This is a genomic window from Armatimonadota bacterium (assembly GCA_039679645.1).
Taxonomy (GTDB): Bacteria; Armatimonadota; UBA5829; order UBA5829; family UBA5829; genus UBA5829.
Genome location: JBDKUO010000036.1, coordinates 1 through 9,688 on the forward strand (window position 1 = coordinate 1; position 9,688 = coordinate 9,688).

The 9,688-nt window shown below is 49.8% G+C and carries 11 protein-coding genes and 1 tRNA gene; 5 read left to right on the forward strand and 7 right to left on the reverse strand.

The features are described from left to right. Nucleotides 1–549 precede the first annotated feature (549 nt). The 3 genes from ABFD83_07340 to ABFD83_07350 all read left to right on the forward strand — a co-directional run bounded on the left by ABFD83_07340 (nt 550) and on the right by ABFD83_07350 (nt 2,885). Nucleotides 550–1,665 (forward strand): aminopeptidase, encoded by a 1,116-nt coding sequence (locus tag ABFD83_07340; GenBank protein ID MEN6356884.1) that lies wholly within the window; start codon nt 550–552, stop codon nt 1,663–1,665. Between the two features lie 73 nt (nt 1,666–1,738). Continuing rightward, nucleotides 1,739–2,209 (forward strand): TrkA family potassium uptake protein, encoded by a 471-nt coding sequence (locus tag ABFD83_07345; GenBank protein ID MEN6356885.1) that lies wholly within the window; start codon nt 1,739–1,741, stop codon nt 2,207–2,209. Further along, nucleotides 2,202–2,885 (forward strand): NAD-binding protein, encoded by a 684-nt coding sequence (locus tag ABFD83_07350; protein ID MEN6356886.1) that lies wholly within the window; start codon nt 2,202–2,204, stop codon nt 2,883–2,885. The genes ABFD83_07345 and ABFD83_07350 overlap by 8 nt, the downstream gene beginning before the upstream one ends. Before the next feature lie 195 nt (nt 2,886–3,080). On the opposite strand, the gene ABFD83_07355 is transcribed toward ABFD83_07350, so the two are convergent. The 4 genes from ABFD83_07355 to ABFD83_07370 form a co-directional block, all read right to left on the reverse strand. Then, nucleotides 3,081–3,287, reverse strand: coding sequence for a TRAM domain-containing protein (locus ABFD83_07355; GenBank protein MEN6356887.1), 207 nt, complete (start codon nt 3,285–3,287; stop codon nt 3,081–3,083). 342 nt (nt 3,288–3,629) lie between these two features. Then, nucleotides 3,630–3,788, reverse strand: a complete 159-nt coding sequence (locus ABFD83_07360) for a hypothetical protein (protein MEN6356888.1) — start codon at nt 3,786–3,788, stop codon at nt 3,630–3,632. Continuing rightward, the gene (locus tag ABFD83_07365; GenBank protein MEN6356889.1) at nt 3,788–4,237 is read right to left on the reverse strand and encodes a hypothetical protein; all 450 of its coding nucleotides are present in this window, start codon (nt 4,235–4,237) and stop codon (nt 3,788–3,790) included. Before ABFD83_07365 ends, ABFD83_07360 begins: the two co-directional genes overlap by 1 nt. Next, entirely contained in the window at nt 4,234–5,484 is a 1,251-nt protein-coding gene (locus ABFD83_07370; protein MEN6356890.1) for a hypothetical protein, read from the reverse strand. The genes ABFD83_07365 and ABFD83_07370 overlap by 4 nt, the downstream gene beginning before the upstream one ends. 397 nt (nt 5,485–5,881) lie before the next feature. On the opposite strand from ABFD83_07370, the gene ABFD83_07375 reads away from it, so the two are divergent. Together ABFD83_07375 and ABFD83_07380 are read left to right on the forward strand one after the other, a co-directional pair. Further along, the gene (locus tag ABFD83_07375; GenBank protein MEN6356891.1) at nt 5,882–6,841 is read left to right on the forward strand and encodes a hypothetical protein; all 960 of its coding nucleotides are present in this window, start codon (nt 5,882–5,884) and stop codon (nt 6,839–6,841) included. Nucleotides 6,842–6,953: 112 nt separating this feature from the next. Beyond that, a complete protein-coding gene (locus tag ABFD83_07380) occupies nt 6,954–7,112 on the forward strand; it encodes a hypothetical protein (protein MEN6356892.1) in 159 nt (52 codons plus the stop codon). Nucleotides 7,113–7,147: 35 nt separating this feature from the next. On the opposite strand, the gene ABFD83_07385 is transcribed toward ABFD83_07380, so the two are convergent. The 3 genes from ABFD83_07385 to ABFD83_07395 all read right to left on the reverse strand — a co-directional run bounded on the left by ABFD83_07385 (nt 7,148) and on the right by ABFD83_07395 (nt 9,508). Then, nucleotides 7,148–8,596 carry a tagaturonate epimerase family protein gene (locus ABFD83_07385; GenBank protein ID MEN6356893.1) on the reverse strand — a complete coding sequence of 483 codons (1,449 nt, stop codon included), beginning with the start codon at nt 8,594–8,596 and terminating at the stop codon, nt 7,148–7,150. 9 nt (nt 8,597–8,605) lie between these two features. After that, the gene (locus tag ABFD83_07390) at nt 8,606–9,403 is read right to left on the reverse strand and encodes a histidinol-phosphatase (GenBank protein ID MEN6356894.1); all 798 of its coding nucleotides are present in this window, start codon (nt 9,401–9,403) and stop codon (nt 8,606–8,608) included. Between the two features lie 28 nt (nt 9,404–9,431). Continuing rightward, a tRNA-Arg gene (locus ABFD83_07395) sits at nt 9,432–9,508 on the reverse strand. Nucleotides 9,509–9,688: the final 180 nt, after the last annotated feature.

Below are 9,688 nucleotides of genomic sequence, written 5' to 3' on the forward strand. Positions count from 1 at the left end.
GCTGAGAATCGGTTTTTTGAGGACTGTTTACAGTAGAGGCATACTGCTACAAGCGAGATATCAGTTATTTGCAGCGATTCTGCGCCTAAAATGAACGCAATATTCGTCTATCGCAATTGCCTCTTTTAATGGCATCTTGACAATCGCTGATGCCCGGTGTAACATACAAACACAGAATAGCACGAACCAAGCTGTGAAGATATAGATCAACTACATTCCATGGTTCGTGCGGAGTCGGTTGAAAAATTACCTCACTTGGCTATTGACCAAGTAATGCAATTTGTGCTCAAATAGCAATTTTGGTGTGCGTGAGCGAAGCTGAAATCCATCCCTTGATTCAGGACCATGTGCCCGCAAGGGCGTGCGGGTTCAACTCCCGCCTTCGGCACCAAATCAGTTCAAAAAGAGTCAAAAAAAAGCCATGTGACCAGGTTGAAAAGCCGAGTGCTCACATGGTTTTTGTTTTGTTGTACATTCCCACTGAAATAGCGTTTGCGACCTGTAAAGTGGTATTATAATCCGTGATAGTTACAATCAGGAGGCTTACAGATGATAGATCCGCGAATGAAAAAACTGGCCGACCTGCTGGTCGGATACTCAGTGAAGGTTCAGACGGGCGAGAAAGTCCTTATAGACTCATATGAAATTCCTTCGGACATGGTCTGCGTGCTTGTAGATCGTGTGTGTCAGGCTGGCGGGCAGCCATTTGTAGACGTCCATGATGCGAGAATAAGACGTGCGCTTATATCCAACTCCACCGAAGAGCAGATGAAGATTCTCGGCAAGCGCGACTTGGAGTTCATGAAAGATATGGACTGCTATATATCTCTGCGCGGCGGCCATAATGTTACCGAACTCTCCGATATTCCCGATGATCGAATGAAAATCTACCAGGAACACTGGCAGAAACCTGTGATGGATCAGAGGGTCGACCATACTAAGTGGGTAGTGCTGCGCTGGCCGTCATCATCGATGGCTCAGCTTGCGGGTATGAGCACGGAGAGCTTTGAGAACTTCTATTTTGACGTGTGCACTCTTGACTACGACAAAATGTCAAAGGCTATGATCCCGCTTAAGGAGCGAATGGAACGAACGGATCGTGTGCGACTAATCGGCCCGAAGGATACAAATCTGGAGTTTTCAATAAAAAACATTCCGGCCATTCTCTGCGATGGGCATGTCAATATACCGGATGGCGAACTCTTTACAGCTCCGGTCAAAGACAGCTCCAATGGAGTGATCCAGTTCAATGCAGGCACGATATACCATGGCAAGCCGTTCGATGACATTCGGCTGGTATTGAAAGATGGCAAGGTTGTCGAAGCGACCGGATCGGACAACAAGGCGCTCAATGATATCCTCGACTCTGACGATGGCGCGCGCTATATCGGGGAGTTTTCGCTCGGCTTTAACCCGCACATAAAGCATGCAATGCGCGACATTCTCTTCGATGAGAAGATCGACGGCTCCATACACTTCACACCCGGACGGGCTTACATGGAGGCCGACAACGGCAATAAGTCGAAAATCCACTGGGATATGGTCATGATCCAAAGACCGGAATACGGCGGTGGCGAGATCTATTTCGATGACGAACTGATCCGCAAAGACGGCCGGTTTGTGCCCGATTATCTGCAGGGCCTAAACCCCGAAAGCCTCGTCTAATTGCTATTGACAGTGCCGTTGTGCCGGTGTAGACTATGGTCTTGGTATCTGAGATATATAGAGGGAAATAAATATGAAGGTAGTTATTTTGGGCTGCGGCAGGGTAGGATCTACAATTGCGACCATGATGGCCCGCGAAGGGCATGAAGTAACTGTTATTGACCAAAACCCTGATTCGTTCCGCAGGCTGGCAAGCGATTTTGAAGGCAAGAAAGTAGTCGGCAATGGGCTTTCGGAAGACACGCTCAAGAAAGCCGACGCGGAACATGCGGATGCGTTTGTTGCCGTAACCAATGGTGATAACAGAAACATAATGTCTGTTCAATTGGCGAAAGTAAGGTTCAAAGTGCCTAAGGTCGTTGCGAGAATATACGATCCGATCAGATCATACGTCTATGCCGATATGGGAATCGACACGATCTGCACGACATGTTTAGGCGCGGGAATATTACACGACAAAATACTCGGCAAGCCATATGATAAGATAGAGCAATACAGCCAGTTCGGACTGGAAGACAAAGTGCTGGAGGCCACCAATGAGTAGAAAGAACCCGATGTATGTGATAATTGTTGGTGGCGGGAAAGTGGGTTATCACCTCTCTAGAGCGCTATGTGCAGAGGGAAATGAAGTCCTTATCATTGAAAAAGACAGAAAGACCGCTGAATTGCTCACTGGTGAACTCGGTGAGACGGTGATGCATGGAGACGGCTGCGAGATCCGCACAATGAATGAGGCCGGAATGGGCAGAGCCAACGTGGTCGTAGCCGTAACGGGCGATGATGAAGACAACCTGGTAATCTGCCAAATGGCCAAAAGAAAATTCGGCGTGCCCAGAACTATTGCCCGCGTCAACGATCCCAAGAACGAAGAACTCTTTCAGCAGCTCGGGATCGACCAGACCGTCAGCAGCACCCGGATCATATTCAACCTGCTCGAACAGCAGATCGAGACGGGACAGGTTATACCCCTTGCCGCTCTTAAGAAGGGCGAAATTGAGGTCGTTGAGGCAGATATCAACTCATCTTCACCGGCCAATGGCGTGAAAATCGGTCAACTTGATTTGCCTGCTAATGCTCTGATCATATCCGTCATTCGTGATGACCACGCTATTATCCCGCACGCGGACACAAAGCTGCGCGCAGGCGACAGCGTGATCGCCATGATTAAAGCAGATAGAGAAAAGGAGCTACGAGATATTTTCTCAGGTGAGCAGGCCTAAATCAGGTGTCAGGTGTTGGGTGATAGGTAATAGTCGGGTTATCTGACATTATTACCTATCGCCTCTATTATGTACATTGCATAAATCAATACGTTGGGTGTTTCGGGAATTTATTCCCGAAACGAGCAGCACGTGTCGGGAATAAGATCGATACACCCAGCCTATCACTGTTGCCTGCTACCTAAGGCCTGTTGCCTAGTACTTCGCATTTGCCAGGACGGACGGGCCGAGCCTTGTGGACTCGATTGCAAGCACAGTTGCTCTTACACACTCGCCGACTTTGCCGCCTGCACCCGAAATCACAACCATCGTTTCATCAGGCAAATGGCCGACTCCTTCGTCACTGCCCAGCCCTTCGCGGTCAATAATAACTTCGATCTCATCGCCAAATCGGTAACTCATCACTTACCTCCGGTCATACCTGCCAGTTTGATATACCACCAGAATGCAAAAAGGACAGGCGCCTAAAAAACGGCCCTGCCTCAGATTAATACTACCGATATTGAATTATCCGCCGCCGGCGCACCCGGCAACCCGATGCCCAACGCTTTCGCCTCCGTCGGGTCCGTCGAGCGATTATACATCCTGTAGGTCAGAATCAACACATTCAAAGCAATGATTCCTCCACCATTCGGCGGCTTACTGCAAGATTTGAGAGATTATAACACCCTTACAAACACATTGCAATAGCCCTTCAAATTTAATATTTGAGATTTGTTGTTTTATATTTAGAAAGGGGTCTGGTTATTCTCCAAGGTCTCCGCGCTCGGCTCGGCGTTCCTGCCGGCGCTCGGTCTTGCGGCGTCGCTTGTGCTGCGCTTTCTTTCCGAGTTCGTGCGGACCTGCCTTTAGAAAGTGAGCCTTTTGCGCAAATAAAGATTTCCCGGGTATTCTGCGGCGCATTATATCACTTCCAGCTTTTTAAGCATGTCTACAGCGAACTTGTCAGCCTTTGTCTGTTTGTATCGACCGTTAAGACCTTCGATATGATCCAGATAGTGCGAAAACTCGTGCAGAAAGATCGCCAGTATAAGGTCTTCGGCACTGCGAAACTTCTCCACACGCAGTTTCTGATAAACCTGGACCTTCCCACGGCGGTCTGTCTTTCTTTCATATTCGGATGTCTTGAACTGAACCTTTACTGGATATCGATTGAATTTATTGATCCTGAGGCGAATCAGCCTGCCATGCTCACGAGCCGGAGTCATGCGATAGTAAGTGCCCGATATATAGCGGCTCGACCCCTTGGGGCAATATTTTAACTCGACCAACAGGCCATCGGTTGGATAGTCTATAACGGCTTCTTTGAGTGCGGTCGACATACTAAATATGGTGCTGTTTTCCACGATCATACCGACGGGAAACCCCTCCGTCCGGATGTATAGAGTCTGTTGGTCAGATACGCGCCGATGAAGGCCATTACAAACATTCCGAAGATCGAGTAGAGCATAATCGGATTATATTGGAGATTGATCGACACTCCCGAACTCGACTTTATGGAACCGGCATGAATGGTCGATTGCCATGCCAGTGCGCATATGAACATGGTAAGAGCCAGATATGCGGCGTGGATTACGGCGATGCGAATGGCAGTTGGCAGGGAGCCGTCACGGGAGCCCCAGCGGACTGCCAAAGCTCCTGAGGTCAGCCCTATTATCGCCATAAGGACCAGGCCGACATATGCAATGCCGCCAAGTTGTTTTTGTGTGTCCCGGCCTTGGAAGTGAGTCCGCATGCCGGTGTATAGGTTCAGATTGGCTGAAAACGGCTTTTTCTCACCGCCAAGGCTGGAGATGACTTCGCCGCGAAGTGATGCGCCGTTTATAAGCCCGTAGGCAATGCCTGCAACGGTAGGCTGGTACTTGACTATCGCTCTGCCCGCGGGACCCTCGGGGTTCTTGGGCCCGGTCTTTGAGATCAGCCAGGCCTGGGATGCTATCGCTATTATCAACTCAAGAACGAGCGCAAAGGGTAGTATAGACTTCCCGCAGACCCACCACCGGCTGATATGCCGTCTTCTGTCCGTCTCATGCGCTGCAAAATGACTGCCGATATATGTGAAGATCACGCCGAAGAGCCCTGCGGTGATCAATGTGCTTTTGAATGTCGGATGCAGCGGAAAGTCTGGTGGAGCAAACTCAAACCCGCCGCCGGAAGGCAGCGCGGCAGATTTGATGGGCGCGGCAAACAAAGCAGACATAGCAGCCAGAGCGAGCGCATACAATATACCGCCGACCATAGCCGGAGCAATTATTCCAAACCCGGTTGAACCGGCTCTGAGCCTGCCCGCGGCGTAACCCGATACAAACAATGCGGCTATCGGTATGATAGACCACGTGATTATCGGCAATATCACCTGAGCCGAAGCCTTTGCCCCGCCGAGGCTGCCGCCGCCCGCAAGAAGGGCATGCTGCACGGCGCACAAATTTAACCCTGCGCGAGCAAATGCCGGGCCGCCATAGTCCATTACCTCGCCCGGGCAGGTAACATTTGCCACACCTGCTCTTAGCAGGAAGAAGCACAATCCGTAGCCTATAGCCAACGCAACCACAGCCCCGTAGAGAGCTGCAATGATTGGGTTTACGGGCTTACTGTCCATCAATACCACCGCCTGGTTTTATTGCCCCGTACTGCACCCTCGGTTTTCTGCATCCTGCTCCTAACCGTCAGCCGGATAATCCGTCTCTAAGGCGCCTTCCCCATTATGACTTAGTTGTAGGTGGACAAACATCCTTCAAGTTGATTTTTGTGGTCTGTTTTTGTGCAAAAACGTAGTGCGCATTGCGAGTTGCGCTGCCTTGTCCAAATATGTTATAGTAACAAAAATTGAATATCCCAAAGGGGAGTAGCAGCCCGCAATTGGCGGGTTCGGCGCGGTCAACAACCGTCACGCGCGTGGGCGCGGGGCTGGCCGTGTCGGCAGTGATGTAATGCAAGACCTTTGTCCTTTCACCAAAGGGCAAGGGTCTTTTTTGACGAATAACTAAGGAGAATTTATGGCTATTCTTGTGTTTGCAGCATTGTTGTTAATAATCGTGTTTGCAGCTTACCTGCTCAGTCGCGGGGCAGAGGTGATGGCCCAGATATGGGGATGCAACATAGTCGGCAGCATAATACTGGCGCTCTTTACCACGCTGCCGGAGTATGCATTTGTCTTTTGGGCATCCATGAAAGGCGAATACAAAATGGCCATAGGTTCGGCTATTGGTTCCTGCACGATCCTGATAACTCTTGGATACGGCATGGTGATCTGGCTTGCCACATCAAAACTTAGCAAGAAACCTGTGAAGGAGATACGCCTTTCGAAAGCTACCCGCATAGATGCGCTATATCTTCTGGTGACCGGCGCTATAGCGTTTGTTTTTGTGTGGGGAGATGATGCTCTGAGTCTGCTTGAGGGTATCATTCTGGCGCTTGTGTTCAGCGGGTATGTCTTTCAGGTTATCCGAAACGGCAAATCGGAGTGTGTGGAGAATCATACCATAACCCGCAAAGGCATGATCAGAGCTGGAATCGAGTTGCTTGCAGGCGGCACTATTGTCTACTTAGCTTCGGAGCCGTTTGTAGACTCGATGATCCACATCGCGACGCTTTTCAATGTCAGCCCCGTGGTGATTGCTATCGTGCTTGGCCCGATAGCTTCTGAGATGCCCGAAAAACTTACGGCATATATGATAGTTCTTAAAAACGGCCATAATGCGGAACTCTCAATTTGCAACTTCATAGGCTCGAAGGTAAATCACAACTCTCTGCTACTGGCGGTTATGCCATTTGTTGCTCATTTCAAAGGTCATGACATAGTTAGAAACCTGATGAGTCCGATGTTTGTGATGATGACAGTTCTGACTATTGTTGTTTCGGCGCTGCTTACAAGGGGTAGGCTGCAAAAATGGCAGGGTATGGGGCTCGTTGCAGCATACGTGCTCGCGATGGCACTTGCCGTACAGCAAAACTGATGACTATACAATCACAAATAGTGCAGAATATTGGTCTATATGTGGAACAAGCAGGCGTGATCTGCAGTCAAAATAGGTGACATACCGGTACCGCCTACCGGAGGAGTGAGCAATGGGCGAATATATTTTTCAGAGCCTGTTTTGTAAACCTCAAGAGAGGCATACAGACCGCGCTGCATTTGCAAGGGCAGTCTCCCGAATATCCTCCATGAGGATAAAGAAAGAGGAAGATACCCGCAGGCAGGTGAGGAGCAGGCAGAAAGCCGCCTAAGGCGTCGGGAGAGGAGGGAGCACTCCTCTCCTTTTTTATTCAAATGCCAGCTTCAAGTGCCTCTCGACATGCTCGGTTACAAAAGCGTAGTGCTGCTGCTCGTTTTTAAGCAGAGTGTTGATGATTTCGGGTCGCTTTGCATCCAGCAGGGCGCCATATGATATGTGGAACAACTGCCGAACATTCGGCTCGCCGAAAAATCTGATTGCGTCATATGGGAGCTTATCGGGAAAATCGGCGAGTGCGATGTCCACGTGATATGCCTTCTTGTTTTCCGGCAGAGTCTTAATGCAGATATCATACATCTCTTTGAACAGCGGCAGATTTATATGAGCTATCAGTCTGACGGCCTGCAGCCAGCTTGTGCCTGATGTCTTGATATGGAAATTACCCCCAGTCGCTTCAGCAAACATTTTGTAGACGCTGAACTTATCGCTGCCGGAGTGCATACTCAGCCGATATCCTCCAATGAGCCTCGCCAGTTCGCTATGAATGCTGAAAGAACGTTTCAACTCGTCATAATCGCCTTTGTAATCGACCGCTTTCTGAAACTGGCCTGGGAACTTAGGCGCCAGACTCTTGAAATCAACGTTATTCCGATGCAAGAACTCGGCCACGAAGAGGTGGTCTTCCGCTGTTGTGTCGCGACTGCCTTCGTCTATTGAAATTTCAAGATCGAACTCATCAAGTTTAGTCTTTGCCATTCCGTTAAAGCGGACCGCCTGAAGCATGGATTTCTCGTATACCATAGCCGACTTAATCAGTTCGTCCTCGGAGAAAGCATAATCCGGCTCATCTGCGATAGATATGCTCTTTCCTGCATATTCATCCACTATCCTGCGGCTGAGCCCAGTCAGGTTACTTGCCGCGTCAGCCGTCTGTGATGCAGAGAGGCTGCTTATATCCAGCAAGTCATCACTCACGTCAAGGGTAAACATGCTGTAGCCTGCCTCAACGCCCTCCATGAAATGAGTCTCACTCTTTATGTGATCGGCATCTGCGCCAAAAGAGCCCATGTAGCCCGACTCCAGAACGCCCATGACGGCGTCCAGCAGCACGCTTTTGAACGTCCGGCTGGTCCGTTCCAGTTCACGAGGCGACTGCTGCGCTATGATTGGAAAAACCGGATAATTGCGGTCGGCTTCAAGATGAGCAGCGCTTACCATTCCCAGCCTGTCGCCCGTTCCAAATGAGGCGGCCTTATCGCAAGTGGAGGGCGCCAGGGGCAGCATCTGCTCGAGAAGCATATAGTTGTCCCAGGTCAAGGGGTGGAGCGTCACCTTTTCTCCGGACGGCAGTTTCAGTCCTTCCGGACCGACTTCATCGGCTAGCCTGCGGGTCTGTTCTGGTCCGATCATGCCGACAAGTTTTTTTCCTTGACGGACGACGGTGAAGACGCTTGCCTCGTTGTCAATTCTCCGAAGGGATTTTTCATATAGTTGATAGCCTGCATTGGCCATCAGGTTAGCTAGTGCCTGACACATTGTTTGCTCCTATGTTAAGTCGATCATCGTCAGTTTTCGATTTTCAAAAACCGCTCTGCTTGCGTATCCTATGCTCTGCAGCAGTTGGCAGCCTCTGTCAAAGTCACGTGTGATATCTTGGGTCCTGTGCGCATCGGCAGTCAGGACCACTGGAATCCCGCGCTTATGGCAGCCTTTAAGGATCATTGCGGAAGGATAAGCTTCATTAATGGGTTTGTGCCAGCCCGAGGTGTTGAGTTCCACCGCAATCCCGGCTTTGGCAATTGCGTCCAGTGCGATCATTATGTCTTCAGAGACATCTATGGTCGGCTGAGAGCCGAATTTCTTGTAGAGGTCCATATGGCCGACAATGTCAAAGATTCCCGACTTTGCAAGCCGGGCTATCATATGCCAGTAAGTGCGAATTACATCATTTTTCTCAGACTGGCTCAAGGCATCCCAATAGTCTTTGCTGCCGTCAATACAAGCCCCATTTATTAAGTGGACCGACCCGATCACATAATCGAAAGGATAATCATGCAGCGTCTCTGCGAGCCTATCTGTCATTTCAGGGACAAAGTCGGCCTCGAGGCCATAACGAACATTGATCTTGCTACGGACTTTGTCCGCTGCTTGATTGAGGACATTGAAATAATCAGATAATCCGTCCAGTTTCATGCTCCAGTCGAATACCGGTCCATCAGTAAGGACGTAGTGGTCGGAAATACCGATCTCGTCAATGCCTGATTGTATGGCAGCTTCAATCATTTCTTGAGCGGTATTCTGGCCGTCAGAAAACTTTGTGTGGATGTGGTAGGAGGTTATCATATGCCTAGTTCCCAAACGTACAATAAAATGGCGCACCTGGAGGGACTCGAACCCCCGACCCTCTGATCCGAAGTCAGATGCTCTAATCCACTGAGCTACAGGTGCGCAACCGACAATTTAGTATATCACTTGGCACATCACTCGGTCAAACAACGCCAAAAAGAGGCAATTGCGATAGACGAATATTGCGTTCATTTTAGGCGCAGAATCGCTGCAAATAACTGATATCTCGCTTGTAGCAGTATGCCTCTACTGTAAACAGTCCTCAAAAAACCGATTCTCAGC

Bases quoted from the DNA above. Each gene is read 5' to 3' on its own strand.
- ABFD83_07370 (MEN6356890.1), bottom strand. From the start codon at position 5,484: ATGGACAGTAAGCCCGTAAACCCAATCATTGCAGCTCTCTACGGGGCT.
- ABFD83_07360 (MEN6356888.1), bottom strand. From the start codon at position 3,788: ATGCGCCGCAGAATACCCGGGAAATCTTTATTTGCGCAAAAGGCTCAC.
- ABFD83_07340 (MEN6356884.1), top strand. From the start codon at position 550: ATGATAGATCCGCGAATGAAAAAACTGGCCGACCTGCTGGTCGGATAC.
- ABFD83_07355 (MEN6356887.1), bottom strand. From the start codon at position 3,287: ATGAGTTACCGATTTGGCGATGAGATCGAAGTTATTATTGACCGCGAA.
- ABFD83_07390 (MEN6356894.1), bottom strand. From the start codon at position 9,403: ATGATAACCTCCTACCACATCCACACAAAGTTTTCTGACGGCCAGAAT.
- ABFD83_07380 (MEN6356892.1), top strand. From the start codon at position 6,954: ATGGGCGAATATATTTTTCAGAGCCTGTTTTGTAAACCTCAAGAGAGG.
- ABFD83_07375 (MEN6356891.1), top strand. From the start codon at position 5,882: ATGGCTATTCTTGTGTTTGCAGCATTGTTGTTAATAATCGTGTTTGCA.
- ABFD83_07385 (MEN6356893.1), bottom strand. From the start codon at position 8,596: ATGTGTCAGGCACTAGCTAACCTGATGGCCAATGCAGGCTATCAACTA.
- ABFD83_07365 (MEN6356889.1), bottom strand. From the start codon at position 4,237: ATGATCGTGGAAAACAGCACCATATTTAGTATGTCGACCGCACTCAAA.
- ABFD83_07350 (MEN6356886.1), top strand. From the start codon at position 2,202: ATGAGTAGAAAGAACCCGATGTATGTGATAATTGTTGGTGGCGGGAAA.
- ABFD83_07345 (MEN6356885.1), top strand. From the start codon at position 1,739: ATGAAGGTAGTTATTTTGGGCTGCGGCAGGGTAGGATCTACAATTGCG.